16 protein-coding genes are annotated in these 19,565 nt (G+C 62.2%); 9 read left to right on the top strand and 7 right to left on the bottom strand.

Annotated elements, in window-relative coordinates; translation table 11 throughout:
• Positions 1-38: 38 nt before the first annotated feature.
• From HS122_15475 to HS122_15460, 4 genes are all read left to right on the top strand, one after another.
• Positions 39-2,363 carry a hypothetical protein gene (locus HS122_15475; GenBank protein MBE7539795.1) on the top strand — a complete coding sequence of 775 codons (2,325 nt, stop codon included), beginning with the start codon at positions 39-41 and terminating at the stop codon, positions 2,361-2,363.
• Positions 2,364-2,607: 244 nt separating this feature from the next.
• A complete protein-coding gene (locus HS122_15470; GenBank protein ID MBE7539794.1) occupies positions 2,608-3,591 on the top strand; it encodes a metallophosphoesterase in 984 nt (327 codons plus the stop codon).
• The gene (locus HS122_15465; protein MBE7539793.1) at positions 3,588-4,712 is read left to right on the top strand and encodes a multicopper oxidase domain-containing protein; all 1,125 of its coding nucleotides are present in this window, start codon (positions 3,588-3,590) and stop codon (positions 4,710-4,712) included. Before HS122_15470 ends, HS122_15465 begins: the two co-directional genes overlap by 4 nt.
• Positions 4,713-4,864: 152 nt before the next feature.
• The gene (locus HS122_15460; protein ID MBE7539792.1) at positions 4,865-6,043 is read left to right on the top strand and encodes a cytochrome P450; all 1,179 of its coding nucleotides are present in this window, start codon (positions 4,865-4,867) and stop codon (positions 6,041-6,043) included.
• A 31-nt stretch (positions 6,044-6,074) separates the two neighbouring features.
• Here the strand turns inward: HS122_15460 and HS122_15455 are convergent, their stop codons facing one another.
• Positions 6,075-6,926: a helix-turn-helix transcriptional regulator gene (locus HS122_15455; GenBank protein MBE7539791.1), complete on the bottom strand. Its 852-nt coding sequence runs from the start codon at positions 6,924-6,926 to the stop codon at positions 6,075-6,077.
• 71 nt (positions 6,927-6,997) lie between these two features.
• Between HS122_15455 and HS122_15450 the strand changes: the two genes are divergently transcribed.
• The 3 genes from HS122_15450 (at position 6,998) to HS122_15440 (ending at position 10,777) form a co-directional block, all read left to right on the top strand.
• A complete protein-coding gene (locus tag HS122_15450; GenBank protein ID MBE7539790.1) occupies positions 6,998-7,921 on the top strand; it encodes a phytanoyl-CoA dioxygenase family protein in 924 nt (307 codons plus the stop codon).
• A gap of 136 nt (positions 7,922-8,057) precedes the next feature.
• Entirely contained in the window at positions 8,058-9,326 is a 1,269-nt protein-coding gene (locus HS122_15445; GenBank protein MBE7539789.1) for a DUF455 family protein, read from the top strand.
• A gap of 104 nt (positions 9,327-9,430) precedes the next feature.
• Positions 9,431-10,777, top strand: coding sequence for a hypothetical protein (locus tag HS122_15440; protein MBE7539788.1), 1,347 nt, complete (start codon positions 9,431-9,433; stop codon positions 10,775-10,777).
• A gap of 487 nt (positions 10,778-11,264) precedes the next feature.
• On the opposite strand, the gene HS122_15435 is transcribed toward HS122_15440, so the two are convergent.
• On the bottom strand, positions 11,265-11,966 hold the full coding sequence (locus HS122_15435) for an ABC transporter ATP-binding protein (GenBank protein ID MBE7539787.1): 702 nt from the start codon (positions 11,964-11,966) through the stop codon (positions 11,265-11,267).
• A gap of 88 nt (positions 11,967-12,054) precedes the next feature.
• Positions 12,055-13,308 carry an HlyD family efflux transporter periplasmic adaptor subunit gene (locus HS122_15430; protein MBE7539786.1) on the bottom strand — a complete coding sequence of 418 codons (1,254 nt, stop codon included), beginning with the start codon at positions 13,306-13,308 and terminating at the stop codon, positions 12,055-12,057.
• A gap of 80 nt (positions 13,309-13,388) precedes the next feature.
• Here HS122_15430 and HS122_15425 point away from each other — a divergent pair, with 80 nt between their 5' ends.
• Entirely contained in the window at positions 13,389-13,721 is a 333-nt protein-coding gene (locus HS122_15425; GenBank protein ID MBE7539785.1) for a PadR family transcriptional regulator, read from the top strand.
• Between the two features lie 157 nt (positions 13,722-13,878).
• On the top strand, positions 13,879-16,545 hold the full coding sequence (locus tag HS122_15420) for an ABC transporter permease (GenBank protein MBE7539784.1): 2,667 nt from the start codon (positions 13,879-13,881) through the stop codon (positions 16,543-16,545).
• 6 nt (positions 16,546-16,551) lie between these two features.
• On the opposite strand, the gene HS122_15415 is transcribed toward HS122_15420, so the two are convergent.
• From HS122_15415 to HS122_15400, 4 genes are all read right to left on the bottom strand, one after another.
• Complete coding sequence (locus HS122_15415) at positions 16,552-16,983, bottom strand: hypothetical protein (GenBank protein MBE7539783.1); 432 nt, start codon at positions 16,981-16,983, stop codon at positions 16,552-16,554.
• A 59-nt stretch (positions 16,984-17,042) separates the two neighbouring features.
• A complete protein-coding gene (locus HS122_15410) occupies positions 17,043-17,252 on the bottom strand; it encodes a CopG family transcriptional regulator (GenBank protein ID MBE7539782.1) in 210 nt (69 codons plus the stop codon).
• 181 nt (positions 17,253-17,433) lie between these two features.
• Positions 17,434-18,411 carry a transposase gene (locus tag HS122_15405; protein MBE7539781.1) on the bottom strand — a complete coding sequence of 326 codons (978 nt, stop codon included), beginning with the start codon at positions 18,409-18,411 and terminating at the stop codon, positions 17,434-17,436.
• 182 nt (positions 18,412-18,593) lie between these two features.
• Positions 18,594-19,256 (bottom strand): hypothetical protein, encoded by a 663-nt coding sequence (locus HS122_15400; protein ID MBE7539780.1) that lies wholly within the window; start codon positions 19,254-19,256, stop codon positions 18,594-18,596.
• Between the last annotated feature and the right edge of the window lie 309 nt (positions 19,257-19,565).

Raw genomic sequence — 19,565 nt, 5'->3', positions numbered from 1 at the left:
GCCAAGTGCCGCATCCGGCGTTCACGGCTCAGGAACGCATGTCGTCCCCTTCTCCCGTCCGCCTCAGTCGCGTCTCCACTCCCAGCTCAGCCGAAGCCGCGGAAATCACCGCAGCCCGTGAACTGGCCAGGATCACCGGAGCGGCCCTCGAAACCGGCGCCGCAGCCGGAGTCCGGGTGCGTCTCGCCTCCCGCGGCCTGCCTGCACGGCTTCCGGCAAAGGGCCGCGACTCACAGGCATGGATCTGGATGCAGATCGATGAAAACGGAACAGGCGAAATCGTCGCCACTCACGGATCCTTTCTGTTCTCCGCAGCACGTCTCCTGGCCGGGGGCTCAAGCGATTTCACCCGCGAAAAACTCGCCGCGGGCATTCTCCTGCCAGCGACGTTCGGCTGGCACCGGCCCCACTGGGACGCCTGCCTCACGCAGTACTGGCGCAGCGCCCGCAACTTCAATCCGGAGCACTACGTCGCCTCGCTCGCCGAGGCGGGCTTCACGCACTGCGAGGTCAACGGACTGCAGGCTCACATGCCGCTGGAGGACTTCGTCGCCCACGAATACTATCCGCAGTTCTACACGTACGCTCCCGGGTTCAACCACTTCGTCGACACCGATCTGACAAAAGGCATCTGGCCGGGACACTACCTCGACGCAAATCTCAACAACCTGGTCCGCCTCGCGAATCTCGCGCGCACCTACGGGCTCAAGCCGGGCGTCTGCATGTTCGAACCCCGCACGCTGCCCGAGCGTTTCTTTGCGAAGTATCCGACGCTCAGAGGCGCCCGGGTTGACCACCCGTTCCGCTCGCGACTTCCGCGCTACACGATGGCGCAGGATCATCCCATCGTGCAGCGGCACTACCGCGAGTCCCTGCAGAAGCTCATGCGCTCGGTGCCGGATCTAAGCTACATGTCGGTCTGGACGAACGACAGCGGATCGGGCTTCGAACACACTTCCTCGCTTTATGTCGGCCGCAACGGCGGACCGTACATGATCCGCGAGTGGCGCAACCATGACAAGATCGCCGAGGCCGCGGGCGAAAGCATTGTCCGCTACCTAAGAAATCTCCAGTCCGCGGCCGCCACGATCAATCCCGACTTCGACGTCATCCTGCGCATCGAGCCATTCAAGGTTGAGCAGGATCACATCAAGAACGGCATGGGCTCACACGTCACGTGGGAAGGCCCCTCGCTTCTCGTGCGAGGCTATCACGTGCCCTATTCTCATCCGCACTATCCGGAAAATCAGGCCGTCGCCGGTTCCATCTTCCACACGACGATGGATGTTCCCAAGGAGCAGGAGGCCCTTGCCGCGTCGCGCAAGCTCGGCGCCGAGCCCGTTCTCCACTACTCAGCCTCAGGCGTGATGAATCATGAGCCCCTGCTTGGACTGCCCTTCCCGCGGTCCATTCATCAGAAGCTCTCCGCGGTCCATGAAGTGGGAATCACACGCGTCAGCGCCCTCGGAGGACTGACAAACACCGCCAAGGCCCCGTACTGGCCCAACCCGGTTGCCATTCGCGCCGCGCAATTTTTTCCGGAGAAATCAATTGAAACGGTCCTCACCGAGTTCGCCACCTCGCTGGTCGGTCCCGCGCAGGCGGCCGACTTGTCGAACGCCTGGAAGGAATTTGAGGAAGCCCTCCTGTGGCAGCCGCTGGTGGGCCTCTACTGCGCCTTCGGCTTCTGCTGGCAGCGCACGTGGGACCGCCCCTTCGTACCCGACCCCGAGGCGGTCCCCGCCGCCGACCGCGAATACTACGAGCGCCACGGCTGCTTCCAGCACAACAATCCGGGGCTTTTCGATCTGGGCAAGGACGTGCTCTTCGATCTCATCACGCAGCAGTCCGGCGCAAAAATGGCGTCCGACATGGACTCACAGGTCATCGCCCGCCTTCGCCCGCTCATCGCGAAACTCGATGGCATCGTCAAGTCATCCTCCGGCCAGAGCGCCGCGGTGTTCGCCGATCTGCGCGACCGTGTTCGCGCGTACCTTCACTGGGTCTCGACGCTCCGCAGCGTTTGCGCCTGGTGCGAGAACGTCTACGGTCATGTGAACGCGCCCGACGACGCCGGAAAAGCTGCGTTCGAAAAGAAGCTCCAGTCGGCCATCGACTTCGAACTCGCCAACATCCGCGGGCTTATCGAGCTGCTCGAGACAACGCCGTCCGAGGTGCTGGTGCTCTCCGGCGTCGCCGAGAACACCTTCTTCTACGGCGAAAATCTGGTCGACCACCTGAAGACGAAAATCCGCCTGACGGAAGCCCACCGCCACCACAAGCCCCGCATCGACCGCTCGATCTTCTGGCGCCCCATCCCAGGCACCGAGTGGCCGAAAGGCTGGTCCGACAAGTCCGTGTAGCGCGGACGCAGGACTATTCCGCTTGGCAACAACCGTGCTTCTGCAGGGGATTTCGGAACACATGAGTTCCATTTGACCCGGCTTCGCGAACGATTCGTTTGCGAAGCACTGGAGAGCGCGGCAGGGGCTGTCTGTACACTGCATTGCAATGCAATGCTCGAGTGCAATCATCCTCGCGCGCAATCGGCAGCATCTCCATGCTTGGGATGTGCACATGCCCATTCAACACCCACGGATTCTGCCAATGAAATCAAACTCCCTGCACATGCCCGCCTTGAACCGACTCGCAGCTGTTGTCCTCTCGCTGCTCGCCTGCCTTGCCGGCGCCAGCGGCTCAGCCCAGGTCTCTCCGCCCGATGGAAGCGTGCGTTTCCTCGCATTCGGCGACTGGGGCCGCGACGGCAAGGCGTTTCAACTGTCGGTCGCGGAGCAGATGGGCAGGTCGGCCGCGGCGGACCATGCCCAGTTCATCATCGCACTCGGCGACAACTTCTACAATGACGGCGTGGAGAGCGTGGAGTCCCGCCAGTGGACGACTTCGTTTGAGGACATCTACACCGCTCCGTCTCTGCAGGTCCCCTGGTATGTCGCCCTCGGCAACCACGACTACCGCGGAAACTCCGCCGCACAGGTCGACTACACCCTGTTCAGCCCGCGCTGGAAGCTGCCCGCGCGCTACTACACCGTCACCCGCCGCATCGACAATTCCAACACGGTGCAATTCTTCATCCTCGACTCAACCCCCTACACCGCGACCGGCGAATCAACCGCTGTATCGAAGAACAGCGAGGCGAGGCGGCAGGACAGCGCCGCGCAGAACGCATGGCTGGAGCAGGAGCTCAGGAAATCCAAGGCTCAATGGAAGATCGTGTGCGCGCACCATCCCGTGTATTCCATCAGCGTGCACGGTGACACCGCCGCGCTGGTGAGGCACGTGCAGCCTCTGCTCGAGAAGTACGGCGTTCAGGTCTATCTGAACGGGCACGAGCACGACATGCAGCACCTCCGGGTGGGAAACATCGACTATTTCTGCTCCGGCGCCGGATCAAAGACCCGGGCGACGACCCCGGGCGACGCCCGCACGCTGTTCAGCCTCGGAGACACCGGAGGGTTCCTGAACGTCCGGATCACTCCGGAGCAATTTGAAGGGCGGTTCATCGATTACACCGGCAAAGTCGTCCACACCGCGACGATTCCCCGCGTGCGAACGGACGCTTCGGAAAAATGAGGGCGATTCAAGCAGCCCGACGCCCGCGCGCGGCTCTGGTCGCCGCGCTCGGACTGCTGCTCAGTGCATGGCCTGCGTCCGCACGGGTGCGCAGCTATTTCATCGCCGCGGACGAAGTTGATTGGAACTACGCGCCGGCCGGCAATGTGCTGGCGGACATGCAGTGCTGCGCGGACGCCGCCACCTGGCTCTCCCGGGGGGCGGGCGAACTGCCGCCGGTTTTTCGCAAGGCGATTTTTCGCGAATACGACGACTCCACCTTTTCCCGGCTCAAGCCGCGTCCGGCCGAATGGCTGCACCTGGGCATTCTCGGACCGCTCATCCGGGCGGAGGTGGGTGATCAGATCGAGATCACTCTCAGGAACAATCTTGGCTTCTCCATCAGCCTGCACGGACACGGCGCATTCTATGACAAGGCAAACGAAGGTGCGGGATATCCGGACGGCACACTCGGGGCCTACAAGTCCGATGACTACCTGCCCCCGCGCGCCTCGCACACCTATCACTGGAGCATCCCCGAACGCGCAGGCCCGGGGCCCAATGATCCCAGTTCGATCGTCTGGCTCTACCACTCGCATGTTGACGCCCCGCGCGATACCAACACCGGGCTCGTCGGCGCAATGATCATCACCCGGCGCGGTGCCGCGCGTTCCGATGGATCACCGAAGGATGTCGACCGCGAATTTGTCACGCTGTACGACATTTTTGACGAGAGCCAGGGCCGCCTTGCGGGAAAGAACACGGCCGTGCTCGTCGCTCCCGGCGCTCCGGATGCCGAGGGGGAGACCGATGAGGCGGAGGATGATGGGGACGCCAATCAATTTCACACGATCAACGGCTTCATCTACGGCAACCTCCCCATGATGAGCATGCGGGTCGGCGAGCGCGTCCGCTGGTACCTTGTCGCCCTGGGAAGCGAGAAGGATCTGCACACACCCCACTGGCACGGCAGCACCGTCCTCCAGGACGGCCACCGCACCGACGTCGTGGAGCTCCTGCCCGCCAGCATGAAGACGGCCGACATGATCGCGGACAATCCCGGCGTGTGGATGTACCACTGCCATGTCAACGATCACATCCGCGCAGGAATGGCCGCACGGTACGAAATCCTGGCACCATGAGGCCTGCGAGGGACAGCCAGGCAGCGGAACCCAGGATGGGTCTCCGTATCTTGCAGCCATGACTCCCCCCTGCACAAATTCACCTGATTGATCAACCGGCTTGCAGGGGCGCTCCGCCAACACACGCGACATCGACAGCCACTCCACAGCCTATGCCCTGCCCGTTTCACAACCACCAGCCCGATCCCTTTCGCGAACCCCGCCGCAAGGATGGAATCCTGATCAATGATTTTCACGGCGACGTCATGCCCATCCTCCTGCGCCACGAAGATGTGCGCAGCGCAGCGCGCGACTGGGAGACCTTCAGCTCCGACGCGCCGTTCAAGATTCCCATTCCGACCGAGGAGGACGTGCGCACCGTGCGGCAGCTCCCGCTGGAGATCGATCCTCCCGGCCACCAGGACTACCGGGCGATCATCGAGCCGTTCTTCAACCGCGCGAAACTTCCCGAGGTCACGGCCCAGGTCGAGGCTCTCGTCGATGCGCATGTGCGGGATGCACTTTCGCGGGACTCGATCGAGATCGTTCGCGAATTCGCAATACCGCTCCAATCGCACGGCCTGGCATACCTGCTGAACGTTCCCCAGTCCGAGGCTGAAGTGTGGGTCCGCTGGGGCGTGCACGTCTTTCGTGAAGGCGACGGCACGTCCAAGGGCGCGGCAATGGAGACCTACGCCAACAGCCTGCTCGATCGCGGCGCCGCCCATCCGTCGGATGATTTTTTCAGCGCGCTCACACGCGCAACGTTTCAGGGTCGCAAACTCACGCGCGAGGAAATGCTCGGATTCTGCAGCATCGTCTTTGCGGGCGGCCGCGACACCATCATCAATTCAATCTCGGGTGTCGTCGGCCATCTCGCCTCAACTCCCGCCGACCTTGAGTTTCTCCGGGAGGATCCAAAACGCATCATTGGCGCAAGCGAGGAATTTTTCCGCGTGCTCTCGCCTTCGACACACCTGACCCGGCTCTGCAAACGAAAGGTGAACCTGCATGGCGTCGAGGTGGACGCCGGAAAATTCGTGTCGCTGAATTTCGCCGCGGCCAACTATGATCCCGAGGTGTTCGACGATCCGGAATCCGTTCGACTCGATCGCAGGCCGAATCCTCACGTTGCCTTCGGATTCGGAACCCATCTGTGCGTCGGCGCGCCGCACGCGAGGCTGATGGTCCGCACCCTGTTGAAGGTGCTCTGCCAGCGCGTCTCCCGCATCGAGGTGCTCTCCGCCAAGGACCGCCTTGAGACCGAATCAACGTACCAGCGCCGGCTGGCCTATGAATCGCTCAAGGTCAGGATGACCCCCCGACCGGAAACCACTGCGTCTCAAGGCTGACTCAGACGGAACGCAAACCGACAGAACCGAACTACTGGCCGCGCACGCGCCGGCGATAGTCCGACGGCGCTAGGCCCATCTCCTGCTTGAAGGCCTTGGAGAAATGAAACACATCGCAAAAACCGAGCCGGTCGGCAATCTGCTTGAGGGATTGCTCCCCCTGGTAGATTGCGGCGCAGGCCCACTCAAGGCGGCGGCGTTTCTGATAGCGCCCCGGTGACTCTCCCATCGCGGAAGCAAAGCGCTTTCGGAAATTCTCGTAGTTTAGCCCAATCTGGCCGGCAACCTCCTGTGGCGTCGGCCATCCGCCGTCACTGTGGTCTCCAAGCAGATGCAGGCTCTTCTCCAGCCAGGCGTCCTGTCCGGGACGAGCCCGTCCTTCGCCATCGGCAGCCACCATCTCCAGAATCACCTGCACGAGCCGCCCCATGGCCCGCAGCGCTCCGCCACTGGACGGAACGTTCGCTCCTTTAGCCACGTCGCTCATGCGCTGCTTCCAATACTCCGGTGAACCCAGCCTCAGCACAGGGTGCTGCTCGCTCAACAATCCCTGGGATCGCCAGAGCTCGAACTGAGCGCCCGAGACGACAAAGTAGACCTGCGTCCAGTTCGATCCCTTCTCCGGACCATAGGCGTGAGCCAGACCAGGAAGCACGACAACCACATCCCCCGGGACAAGCACCGCCTGTGTGCCACGGGCATCCTGGTAGTATCCACGCCCGTCGACCATCAGTATGAATGCATAACCATCCAGTCTTCGCATCCGGGATGGACTAATGCCCTCCGCATTCTGCAAAATACCCGCCAGATCAATGGAACCCACGGGGGTTCTCAGCGGGCTTTTCAGGAGAATCTGGGATTGAAACGCGAGCGAGGCGGGCACTTTCCCAAAATTTACATGAGTTCTCCCAGTTCAACCATTTAATGAGGCCTGTCCGCAGTGTACCCTTGTGCATGAGCCCCGTACTTGATCTTCCCCAGCTCCATTCCTACGGCCATGAACTCGACATGGCCGATGACAAGGTCGGCCTGCTCCGTGATTCCATGGATGCCGCCGGGGACTGGGACGAATTGCGCCGGCGATTCGCCGATGACGGCTACCTTTACATGCGCGGCTACCTGGACCGCGAAAAAGTCCTGGGCGCGCGCGCAAGCCTGACTTCGCGGCTCGCGGAAGCCGGCCTGCTTGATCCGGCCCACCCCCACATCGAAGCTGTCTGCAAGGCCGGAGCCGGTTACGTCTTCAAGCCTGAGATCACGAACAACAACGCGGCTGTCCAAGACCTACTTTACTCCGGGCAGCTGACCGACTTCTACACGCGCTTTTTCGGCGAACCCATTCGACATTACGATTTCACCTGGCTGCGCGCCATCGGACCCGGCAAGGGAACCAATCCCCATTGCGACCTCCCCTACATGGGCCGAGGCACGCACCGGCACATGACCTGCTGGCTGCCTTACGGGGACATTTCCTTTGAACTCGGGGGTCTGATGATCCTGGAGGGTTCGCACAAGCGCATGGACCTGCTCGAGAGTTATGTCCACCGCGACGTGGATGCGTACTGCGAAAACAAGCCGAAGGAGGTCGCCAAAGCGAGGGACGGCGCCTGGTCCTTCACCGGAACCCTGTCCCACAATCCCCCGGCCATCCGCAACAAGTTCGGCAAACGCTGGCTGACCACCGAATATCGCGCGGGTGATTTTCTCACGTTCGGCATGTTCCTGGTGCATGCGTCGCTGGACAACCGAAGCGAAAACCGCCTTCGTATCTCCAGCGATTCACGCTACCAGCGGGCCAGCGAGCCCATTGACGAGCGCTGGGTGGGCATCAATCCGCCCGGGCACTCAACGGCCGGCAAACGGGGCCGCATCTGCTGACTCACAGGGCAGCCGCTTCAAAGCCGCCATGACTGCATGGCGGCCGCTTGCATTTTAACACACCTGGAATCCATCCCTACAAATGGTCGCTTCAGCTTCCTCTCCATCCACATCCTCCGCATCCACCACAGGCCGCATGGCCGCAGTCCAGGAGATGGCCCGCCTGATGCGGATTCTCTTTGAGGTGGAGCGTGAGTTTATCCGAACCGTGACGACGCTGATCTACCGCGTCGGGGAGCCCGAGCTGAAATACCTGCTCTGCCAGCACGCCTGGGAGTCCGCCGGCCACGCACGATTCCTGCGCGAACGCGGCCGTGAACTCACCGGCTTTGGAGGCGGTGAAAGCGTGCGTCCGGCCATTCGTCAGCTCTTCACCGAGGCGGTCATGCCCTCGGACGCGTATGTTGCCCTCGCGGGATTCTACCGAGTGCTGAAACCCGCGCTGCTCGGGGCCTATCGGCACTACCTGACCGCGACCCACGCCCTCGCTGACTGGCCATCGCGCCGGCTGGTGGAGGAATTCATCGGCGATGAAATGCGGCATGCCGGGGAAATCGCCGCGTTCGACACCTCGAAAACCGCCGCTGCCTGGGTGAGCCACCTCAAGGCAGCTCTCGCTTCGCTGGGGGGAGTTCTCGGTGAAACAACACGCATCCCGCTTCCGTCCGATTTTGAATGGGAAAGCTCCAAGCGCCCCTACGTCCACCCGGATACCTGCAATCGCGGAAAGTACCCCACCTGCTCCAGCGTGTTCAGCAATGACCCAACTGAAACGCCCATCGTACGCTCCTGGCTGGTTGATCCAAAAACCGACCCCAGGGTCATCCGTCTGATGGTCTACGTGTGGCTCATGATGGAAATGGACGCTGTAGACTATCTCGCGACCGTCTTCTTTGACACTCCTGACGCGCCCTTCGACCTGCATCACGACCTTGCCCGCCACCTCTGGGACGAGTCGCGTCACAGCCAGTTCGGCTACCGACAGCTGCCGAAACTTGGGGTAGACCTCATGTCGCTCGAGCACTCCCTCGAACTGTACAACATCCTCGTCAAGATGGCGCCGCATGAGCGCTACGCCATGATGACGATGGAGTTTGAGGCGGGCAGTTTCCCCACGAAGGCGACGGTCATGGATCGCGTGCGCGAATTGAACGACTTCGAGGCGGACACTCTGCTCGCGTTCGACCGCAACGACGAGCAGCACCACGTGCGTTACGGACACCGCTGGCTGCCAGAGATCATGGCGCTCTGTGGTGAGAAGCGTCCTGTGGAGGAATTCATCAAGGCCACGCAGGAGCGCTTTGCTGAACTGGCCAGGGTGTACGGCAATCGCACTCCGCACGCGCTGTCTCCGGAAATCCGCCTGACAGGCGAAAAGATCGCTCGGCTCGCTGAGAGAAACTGAAGCCTCTGTTCGCGGCTTCCTTCTCTTCCTCGAATCCCGCTGGCACCACGGCGCTTCATGCGTCCTTGGACCGCGCCAGACCGACCCTCATGAAGTCCTTAGCCATGCCATTGGTCCTGATCCGACTCTGCCCGCTCCTCCTTCTGATTGCGCCGTCCGGAATCGTCCTGCGCGGCGCGCTCCCAAAGCAGGACCTGGAATTTCTTTGCGACATGGCGTGCGATGTCATCGAGGCCTCACGCGTTTATCCGGGTTCAAACGGCAATGGCAAATGGGCCCTCTCAAATTCTGTCGGCTTCCCCCTCGTCACTCCCGGAAAGGACACCTACCATGCCTTTTGGGTGCGCGACTTTTCCATGGCCCTGGATTCAGGCCTGTTTGAGGCCGAAGAAATCTCGAATCACCTCCTCCTCATCTGCAGAACGCAGAACGGGCCGGAAGAGCGCACGCTGGCGAACGGCCTTCACCTGCCGCCTTGGTCGATTCCCGATCACATCAACTACAACGGTCTTCCCACGTTCTATCCCGGAACCTATGCCACCGGGACGGACCAGGGCGACGGCGCATTTGGACGGGTGCCCCCGATCGACGATCACTACGAATTTATCCACATCGCATACGCACTCTGGAAAATGACGGGCGGCACTGCGATTCTCCGACAGGAGGTTGGCAGCGTCTCCGTGTTCGAACGATTGAGGCATGCCTTTGTCGCGCCCGCGGTCGACAAGACAACAGGCCTGGCGCAGACATCCGAGGATGATCGCGCTGTCGGATACGGATTCCTCGATGGCGTCACTCAAACGGGAAGCCTGCTTTTTGCCTCGCTGCTCCGGTACAGGGCGGCGGGGGAGCTGTCCGAACTCGCAAGGGCTCTCGATCAGCCTGAACTTGCAGCGAGCTACGGAAGACTTCGGGAGCAAATCCGTCGCAGTCTCGTTCCCACTTTTGCGGCCCCCGGGGAAATTGGCGGCTGGCTGAGGGCCTCAACAAGTCTGAGCCGGCAAGCTGATGTCTGGGGCACCCTCTTTGCCCTCCATCTGGGCGTGCTTGATGAAGCGACAGCCCAAACGGCCCGTGCGACGATTGTCGATGCTGTGCGAAGAGGGACGATCGTCCTGGAAGGGGGTGTCCGACAGGTTCCCACCGACATGGACTACAGCGGGAAATCCGCCTGGGAGCGTTGTCGCTGGCGAGTCAATACCTATCAAAATGGCGGCTATTGGCACACCGCGACGGGTTGGCTCGTTGCAACATTGTGGTCGGTGGACCGTCGGTTGGCGCATCAGGTTTTCGACGACATGATCACCCACCTGCGTCGCTACGACTATCGCCGCGGAGAAGGTTACGGAGCTCCCTGGGAGGTCTTCGGCGAAAAGGGACTGGCTCGCCAAAACCCGGTTTACATGACCTCGGTCGCCCTGCCCTACGGCATTCTGAAAGCGCTCGAATAGCGCAGACACGGTAGCCTGTCCCACCACGATCGTCGGATCGGAACCGCGCAAAGGAAGCAGACTCCGGCAGTTGTCGGCAGCAACGCGCCGACCCGAAGCCCCAACGGGGCGAAATACCCCCCAGCCCATGGCAACGCCATGGGTCAAAGGTGCAGCCAAAATCCGGAGCTCCAACGGGGCGAAATATCCCCAGCCCATGGCGACGCCATGGGTTCACGGGTGAACCGAGTACAGAGAGCCCTGAAGGGGCGGCACATTTCTTTCGAACTTGCCTGGTCGCGCAACCCGCCAACCCCGGCGGTGTTGGATCAATGCCGGTTGCGATGGAATCGCAGGCGTATTCATTGCGGCGACACGGCAGCGGCGAGGCACTGAGCATTGTGATGCCCCAAAACCACGCGGAAAGCCTCGGCGAGGCGAAGCTTTTTTCGGAATTTGCCCGGCGGAAGTGTCTCAACGGAAAATGCTGAAAACTTGCGCAAAATGCCTATGAATGGGCGGGCTGGATCGCCTTTTCATCCACAATGCAGCCGTCGAAGAGGTGGATGGTGCGTCTGGCGCAGGCGGAGAAGCGGGCGTCGTGGGTGACCATGACAATGGTGGCGCCGCCTTGATGGAGCTGGGTGAGCAGCTGCATCACGGCGTCGCCGTTTTTGGAATCGAGGTTGCCGGTGGGTTCGTCGGCGAGGAGCACGGCGGGCCGTCCGGCGAGCGCGCGGGCCACGGCGACGCGCTGTTGCTGGCCGCCGGAAAGCTGCGAGGGCAGGTGCTTGGCGCGGTGGGCCATGCCGACTTTTTCGAGCGCTGCGTTGACGCCTGTTTTGCGTTCGGCGGCGGGCATGCCGCGGTAGGTGAGCGGCAACTCGACGTTTTCATAAACAGTGAGGTCGCCGATGAGGTTGAATGATTGGAAGATGAAGCCGATCTCACGATTGCGGATACGGGCTCGCTCGGAGAGCGACAAATCCTGCACGGGCCGGCCGTTGAGCAGGTAGGCGCCGTCGCTGGGCGAATCGAGCAGACCGAGGATGGAGAGCAGGGTGGATTTGCCGCAGCCGGAGGGGCCGGAGATGGAGACAAACTCGCCGGCCGAGATGTCGAAATGGATGCCGGCGAGGGCGTGGCTTTCGACCTCGTCGGTGAGGAAGACCTTGGTGACGTTGTCGAGTTGGATCAGGGGCTGGGACATGTGATTCTGGATTTTCGATTGTGGAGGAAGGGGCAGGTGGCGCTGAGAAGAGAAAGAGCAGAGGGACTGGTGGAAGTTTATATGTGGTCTATTTCAGCTTCACACGGTCGGCGGTCTCCCATTGGGACATGTCGGAGAGGATGATGCGGTCGCCGGGTTGCAGGCCTTGGACGATTTCGATTTTGTTGACGGAGCTGCGGCCGAAACGGACGGGCACGCGGTCGGCGTAATCCCCGCCGGGCTCGAGCTTGAAGACGGTGACGCTGCTGTTTTCCTGCCCCAAGGCGGGGCGGCCGACGTTGATCACGTCGGGCAGGCGTTCCAGTTCGATCGTGCCGTCAACGGAAAGGTCGGGCCGCGCGCCCTGCGACAGCGCCCCGGTGAGGGTGACATCCACGGTGACGGTGCCGTTTTGCACGGAGGGATCGATGCGGGAGACGCGGCCTGAGATGAGGCCGTTGCGCGTGTCGATGGTGGCGCTCTGACCTATGAGGATGTCCTTGGCCTGGGTCTCGGCGACGCGAATCTCGGCCTTGAGCCGGGCGGGGTCGGCCACGCGCGCGAGGTTGGCGCCGGGCGCCACCTGCGCGCCGACTTCGACGGGCAGGAGTTGCAGCACGCCAGTCATGCCGGCCTTGACGTGCAGGGCGTCGAGTTCGTCCTGCCGGACTTTCAAGAGGGCGCGCAGGCGGTCCACCTCGGCCTGTTTTACGGCCAGCTGCGAGGGCACGGCGTCGCGGGCGAAACGGAAGCGCTTTTCCTCGATGGCGCTGGCGATGCCGAGTTGCCCCATGGTGACCAGCGACTTTTTCAAATCAAGCGAGGTGACGAGGCCCTTGGCATGCATCTGTTCGTTCACGTCCGCGGTGAGTTTGCTGATTTCAAATTGGGCCTTGGCTTGGGCCGCGTCGGACTCGGCGGCGAGCACGCCGCTTTCGAGCTCAACCCTGCGGTTCACGAGTTCGGCCTCGGCGGCCTTGAGCAGGGAATCCGCCTCAAAGGCCGCGCTGCCCGCGTCGGGGTTGGCGAGGATCAGGATGACGTCGTCAGGCCGCACTCTCGCACCGGGGCGCAGCAGAATGCGGTCCACGCGGCCGGCCGTGCGGGCGGCGATCCAGCGGATGTCCTCGGGCACGAGTGTGCCGAGGCCACGCACTTGACGGAGCATCTCGCCGCGCTCCACCGTGCCGATCCACACGAGGTTGCGCTCGATGGACGGCACGGCGGGCTTGAGGCGGGAGAGGGCAAAGGTGACGAGCCCAAGCGCGAGCGCGGCGCCGCCGAACAGGAGCAAACGGCGGCGGGCCTTCGCCTTGGCTTGAGTTGGTCGGGCTATGTCCATCGGAGCGTGAGCGGTTTCCCGCCTTGACAGTCTGGGCGAGACAGATTTCAAGTCCTGCCTAGAAAGTCTAGGCAAATATTATGACCAGGGAAAAATCCGATCTCGTTTACGGCACGCTCGACATGCTGATCCTGAAGGCGCTGCAGTTGGAGCCGCGGCACGGGCTGGGCATCGCCGACCGCATCCATCAGATGTCCGAGGATGTCCTGCGCGTGGAGCAGGGCTCGCTCTACCCCGCGCTCTACCGCTTGGAGGCGCAGGGCTGGATCAAGGCGGAGGCGGGCATCTCCGAAAGCAACCGCAAGGCGCGGTTCTACAAGCTGACCGCCTCCGGCCGCCGCCAGCTCGAGGCCGAGACCGAGCACTGGTCGCGCATGACTGCCGCGATAAAGCAGGTGCTGGCGCAGGCGTGACCGTTTAAACCGCAAACGGACGCGAAGTGACGCGGATGAACTCGATGAGAATCAAGCCATGCCCACCCGCAATCGGTCGCCCACAGTTCAAGAATCGACGGATGGTCATCCGCCTGCATTCGGGTCCATTCGCGGTTGAGCTAAAGTCTTTTTCCCCATGAAGCTCTGGCGCAAATTTATCGGATTGTTTTCACGCAACCGGCTCGAACGTGAGATGGCGGACGAGATGCAGGCGCATCTCGACGGGTTGACGGAGCGCAACCGCGCGGCGGGCATGTCGCCTGAGGAGGCGCGTTACGCGGCGCAGCGGGCCTTCGGCGGGGTGGAGCAGATCAAGGAGCGGGCGCGGGATGAGCGGGAGTGGGTGTGGCTCGGGAATCTCGGGCGCGATCTGCGTTTCTCGTTTCGGTCGCTCCGGCGTTCACCCGCCTTCAGCATCACTGTGATCCTGACGCTCGCGCTGTGCATCGGCGCCAACACAGCGGTCGTTTCCGTGTTGTATGGCATGATTCTGAAGCCGCTGCCGATTCCGCACCCGGAGCAGGTTGTGGAAATCTACAATTCCCGGCCGCAAACCGGACAACTGAAGCAGCGGGTCAGCGCGGCGCAATACCTCGACTATAAAGCCCACGCCGATCTTCTCGAGCATGTCGCACTCTGGGACGGCTGGATGTTCAACATCGGGGAATACTCAGGGGCGGATCGTCTGGTCGGAATGCTGGTGACGGCGGACTATTTTGCCGTGCTAGGGGTGCAGCCTTTGTTGGGCCGGTTCTTCACCGACGAGGAGTGCCAGCCCGGCCGGGATGGCGTGGTTGTACTGACACAAACGTATTGGGAGAAGCATTTTCATGCAGACCCAACAGTGCTGGGCCGTGAGATCAGCCTTTCGCGCCGAAAGTTCACGATCATCGGCGTGGCCCCGCGAAGTCTGGAGGCCGTCAGCGTCGCGCCGGTCCTCGTGAAGCCTTTTGTCTGGGCGGCCGAATACACGACACCGCGCTACCGGCTGGCAGGCATGGGCACTATGTATGCCCGGATCAAGCTCGGGGTCACCGACGGCGCCGCCCTGGCGCAGCTCCAGACGCTGGAGAAGCGGTTTCGCGATGAAGTTGGCGATTCTGCGTTTAACGCCTACCTTGGCCAGGTTGGCCAGCGGATGGGGCTTGGTCAGATCAGGGCTGAACAGACCAGCGCGATCAAAAACGGGCTGTTGCTGCTCCAGGGCGGAGCGTTGCTGGTGCTCCTGCTCGGGTGCGTGAACGTTGCCGGTTTGACGCTGGCACGAGCCAATGCGCGCCGGACGGAGCTGGCGGTCCGGCAGGCACTCGGCGCCGGGCGGATGGCCTTGGGACAACAGTTGATCACGGAGGCTGTGCTTCTGGCTGTCGCCGGCGGCGCCCTCGGTCTCGTGCTGGCCTGGGCGGGTCTTCGGTTGATCAATACCTATACTGCGGTGATTGTCTATGGCTCGCCCCCGGTCACACTCGATGGAAACATTCTCGGTCTGACACTGGTGGTTTCGGCCACCGTGGCGCTGTTGATCGGGCTGCTGCCGGTGTTGCGGGCTTGGCGCATGCCCGGGTTGCATGACGCTGGGCAGACGGGCGCTCGCGGGAGCTCCGCCGGCGCGAGTGTCCGAGCGATGAGCGGCGGGTTGGTGATCGCGCAAGTGGCGCTGGCGCTTGTCCTGTTGATTGGAGCGGGTCTGCTTGTGCGCAGTTTTGCCAAGGTGGTCTCCACCAACCCCGGTTTCGATGCGGCGAAGGTCATCCATGCACGCGTGGCCGTTGACGAGTCGTATGTGAATGCGACGGATGTGCAGACGTTGCAGCGGCGGCTGCTGGAAAAAATGAGGGAAATCCCGGGAGTGGAGTCCGTCGCCTATTCGGCCGCCATCCCCGGGAGCAGCAACTTGGGTGCGACCACCCTCCCGTTGCGCGACATGCCCCCAGGCAAAGAGAGCACCTATCCGACCGCCATCATGCTCGGCGTCTCGCCGGATTTTCTTCGGACCCTGGGTATTCGCCTGCTGGAAGGGCGCAATTTCAACGAAGCCGACATGCTGCCGGATGCGCAGGTGGCCTTGATCGTTGATCGCAGATTTGCCGAACGGTATTTCCCGGGACGGAGCGCAGTGGGTCGGTTGTTCAGCTTCGGTCAACAGGATCAGAAACCCGAGGCCGCTCCCGTAATCGTCGGCGTGGCGGAAACCGCCCGGTTCGGCGGGTTGGATGACCGCAATCGGGAACCTTACGTTTATCGAGCCATGCCGTTGGGCTTGGGCGGGCTTTCGCTGCTGCTGCGCACCTCGCGCACACTGGAAGACATGCTTCCTCTCATCCGGGCGCGGGTGCGCGACTTGGATCCCGAGTTGCCGGTTTACGAGGCCCAGACAATGCAGATGCACCTTGACGATGCCGGGGCCAACCGGCGTGCAGTGTTGTGGCTGCTGGGGGTGTTTGCCGGACTCGCATTGCTGCTGGCGGCCACCGGCATTTACGGTCTGCTTGCCTATGATGTGACGCAACGCACGAGGGAGATGGGCATCCGCGGTGCCGTTGGCGCCACATCGCGGCAGATCGTAGCGCTCATTCTACGGCAGGGCATGGCCAAGGCGGGCGTGGGCATGGCGATCGGGCTGGTGGTTGCACTGGTGATGAGCCGGGTGATGGGAAGCATGCTCTACGAGGTGCGTCCGCGCGATCCGCTGGTATTCACATCCGTGTCCCTCGTGCTGTTGGGCGTGGCCTTGGTCGCGAGCTGGCTGCCGGCGCGGCGCGCGGCAAGGGTCGATCCGATGGAGGCGCTGCGGTGCGAGTGAGCGGAATTATCGGCTGGCTATCTGTTTCAGCGCCGCGCGTGCCTCGGTCATTATGCGGGGGGACACCCACAGTGAAGTGGCGGCAAGGCGGTCAAGATAGCCGGCGGCCTCGACCGCGTTTAGGCGGCGTTGACCGGTCAGCCACAGGATTATGCCAAGGGAGCCGCGTGCACGCAGGCCGAGCGACGTGGCCAGCAAACGGGCGGCGGCATCGTCGGTCAGAAGACAATCGGCTTCGATTTGGCGAAGCAGGGCGATGGCTTGAGCCTCACCGCGCTGCACCAGACCCGCTTTGCACCAATCCTCCGCAGCATTGTTTGCCGCCGCACTCAATGGCACGACTGGCAGCATCGGAATCGAGCTGGCGGCGGAACCAAATCGTTCCAACTCCTCATGCACCGCTGGCGGAAGGACGATTTCGCCCAGCAAACGGATCAAGGGGGAGGCACCGGCTTCAGACAGATGCAATAAAGGGCCGGTGTCAGCCACCCACCGAATCATGTTTGATCGCTCGGTTTGGCTTCCGCCACCGACCAGGCTATATCCTCGCGCTGGAACCGCTCCTGCAATTCGGGACGCCGGGTGCGGAGAAACTCAATCAGGGCCACGCGCACCAGCTCATGCTCCGAATGAAACCAGCCATCGCGGATCATGCGGGTGATGTCCTCGGCAATCTGATCGGGCACTTCGACATTGAGCAATTTCACGAGCCACAAGGTAGTGCGGTTTCTCAGTAATCCAACCTCTATTTTACCCTGCAATCCCCATGATGCTCTGGCGCAAATTCCGCACTCTGTTTGCGCGCAACCGGCTCGAACGCGAGATGGCGGACGAGATGCAGGCGAGAAGGGAGTAAAGGGTCAGTCCTGAATAGAAGGGAGTAAAGGGTCAGTCCTTACTTCGAAACCTTGCTGAAAGCGCAATGGCTGCCGGTCCCATCTTTCCGTCCCTGACGAGGCCTGCTTGTTTGCTCACATAGGTCGGGGTCGACAAGGCCAGTTTTTTGGCAAGCCATGCGTTGCTGGCTTCCGTCCTCGCCTTCATCTCGGCGGCCACGACCGCTTTCCAGACCGCTGACGGGCGTTGGTCAACCTTGGCCTTGGCTGGCAGTTTCTTCAGAAGCGCCTCCAATGCCGCCATCCACTGTCCCTCCCTCCATGCCTTCCTCGCCTCCGGACCCATCGCTCGTTCGCTGATCGTCCCCGGCCCAAATCGTCGGCGCAGCCCGTTGATGAACTCCTCGCCGCCTATCGCCCAGCCTTTGCCCAACTGACGGTAGTGCTCCTCGCGTCCCGCCTTCACCTCATCCATCACCCACCTGAGATACTCCCGATATGCCGCCCTGCCGCGGGGTGTGTCAGGCAGCCCTCCCGCTCCCTGCAGTGCAGTCGCCACCTGCTGCCACACCGGCCTTTGCCTCGGGTCCTGCAGCCGCCGGTAGCTGCCATGAACATGGGTTTCGAGCCGGTCGAGCTTCACCACTCCCGCTCTCACGGGATTCAGGTCGATGTAGTGGCAGACCCTTCCCAACGCCTCCCCGGGCTCGACCACGATCGCCTTGTACCTGCCCTGGAAAACATGTCCGTTCTCCTTCCGGAACCGGTTGAATCTCGCTGAAAACGTAGTCTGCAGCCACTGCATTCCCGACCCCAGATTTCCCCGCGGCGTCTCCACCGCCAGGTGATAGTGGTTCCCCATCACCACCCAGCCGTGCACCACCCATCCCGCCCTGATCACCGCCTCCGCCAGGCACTCCTCAAACGCCTGCTTCGCCCCGTCCTCCTTGAAGATCCACCCACGGTAGTTGCCCCGGCTGATCACGTGATAACACGCCCCCTCAAACTCCATTCTCGTCTTTCTTGCCATCCCCCTTCCTTCCATCTCTCGATCGTCCTGTCAATGCAATCAGTAAGGACTGACCCTTTTGGATTGCCCCTCAAGGAGGAGGAAGGCACTCTACAATCCGCGTGCCTGTCGAACCGGGGTCTCGTCCAGCGGATTAATTCCGCGCCGGCTTTGAGCGTGGCGACCCATTCGTTCCCGCAGCGTCAGCGCAGTGGCGGCAGGGCGCTCCGGTTTCCGCCGGCGTCCCGATTCCAGCCAAATCCTCCACAGCCAAATCCGCCTCCAAAAAACAGGCCGTCACCGCGAAACTGACTGTAACGGATTGCGGTTGAAATGCCTGACTTCGGATCCTCAACGCTCAACGCCATCGATCCGCCGTAGAGACTGCGGCCTCCACTGGTCATGCCATAGGCCAGGGACACCTCCCCGTGCACCTCCGGCTTGATCCGCGTGGTTTCAATGGAGTCGACCGAGGCGGCACGGGCAACGGTGCCTGGCAGGCTGGGTTGCGCCATCGTGCGCGCGATGACGTCATCCAGCGTCTTCAATTCCGCGTCCGTCAGAAGATTGAGGCCGGCAGCCTCGCGCTGTGCCGCCGTGCGGCGTTGCGAAAACGAAGTGGAAAATCCCCTGACGTCACCCTGCCGGGCAAGTTTGAGTTCCTTCGTGATCTGCCTGTTCAATTCCTCGATTTGTTTCGCCGAAAGCCTGGCCAGACCCGCCGATGATTGTTCCCCGCCCGCCAGAGTTTCAGTAAACGGTCGCTCCAAGGCAAACTGCGCGCGCGCACAGTTGCCCGTCAGCAATGCCATGCTCAATACACCCATGAACGTCAGTGAGCCAAGGAACGGAAGCGGAGATTTCATGGCGTTGAGAAGATTGGATATGAAGATGGGACGCAAACCTGGCACCGCAAGTTCCCTCGAGCACCCTGTTGCCATTCCATTTGCAACTTTCCAATGACTCCGGCCGGCAGTCGGCCCTGAATTCGTCGCGCCATCCCCCCCTCCGTTGGAGATGGCATTCTTTGCCATGCCCAGGGGACGTCCATCACCCCACACCGCCGGTTCCCATTCTCATCGACCCATCTCCCTCCCTCTTCCACTCCTCCGCGTACTCCGCGACTCCGCGTGAATCCATTCCGATCTCCGGCTTCTGCATTCCACCTTTCAATT

It is taken from the genome of Opitutaceae bacterium (genome assembly GCA_015075305.1).
Classification (GTDB): Bacteria; Verrucomicrobiota; Verrucomicrobiia; order Opitutales; family Opitutaceae; genus UBA6669.
Note: the sequence above shows the minus strand (reverse complement) of the source record. Positions and strands in the feature narration are given on the sequence as shown.

What these genes read in the sequence shown, in the direction of transcription:
- HS122_15405 (MBE7539781.1), bottom strand. Translation starts at nt 18,411, where the DNA reads ATGGCAAGAAAGACGAGAATGGAGTTTGAGGGGGCGTGTTATCACGTG.
- HS122_15400 (MBE7539780.1), bottom strand. Translation starts at nt 19,256, where the DNA reads ATGAAATCTCCGCTTCCGTTCCTTGGCTCACTGACGTTCATGGGTGTA.
- HS122_15425 (MBE7539785.1), top strand. Translation starts at nt 13,389, where the DNA reads ATGACCAGGGAAAAATCCGATCTCGTTTACGGCACGCTCGACATGCTG.
- HS122_15430 (MBE7539786.1), bottom strand. Translation starts at nt 13,308, where the DNA reads ATGGACATAGCCCGACCAACTCAAGCCAAGGCGAAGGCCCGCCGCCGT.
- HS122_15420 (MBE7539784.1), top strand. Translation starts at nt 13,879, where the DNA reads ATGAAGCTCTGGCGCAAATTTATCGGATTGTTTTCACGCAACCGGCTC.
- HS122_15450 (MBE7539790.1), top strand. Translation starts at nt 6,998, where the DNA reads ATGAGCCCCGTACTTGATCTTCCCCAGCTCCATTCCTACGGCCATGAA.
- HS122_15435 (MBE7539787.1), bottom strand. Translation starts at nt 11,966, where the DNA reads ATGTCCCAGCCCCTGATCCAACTCGACAACGTCACCAAGGTCTTCCTC.
- HS122_15470 (MBE7539794.1), top strand. Translation starts at nt 2,608, where the DNA reads ATGAAATCAAACTCCCTGCACATGCCCGCCTTGAACCGACTCGCAGCT.
- HS122_15460 (MBE7539792.1), top strand. Translation starts at nt 4,865, where the DNA reads ATGCCCTGCCCGTTTCACAACCACCAGCCCGATCCCTTTCGCGAACCC.
- HS122_15475 (MBE7539795.1), top strand. Translation starts at nt 39, where the DNA reads ATGTCGTCCCCTTCTCCCGTCCGCCTCAGTCGCGTCTCCACTCCCAGC.
- HS122_15465 (MBE7539793.1), top strand. Translation starts at nt 3,588, where the DNA reads ATGAGGGCGATTCAAGCAGCCCGACGCCCGCGCGCGGCTCTGGTCGCC.
- HS122_15445 (MBE7539789.1), top strand. Translation starts at nt 8,058, where the DNA reads ATGGCCGCAGTCCAGGAGATGGCCCGCCTGATGCGGATTCTCTTTGAG.
- HS122_15440 (MBE7539788.1), top strand. Translation starts at nt 9,431, where the DNA reads ATGCCATTGGTCCTGATCCGACTCTGCCCGCTCCTCCTTCTGATTGCG.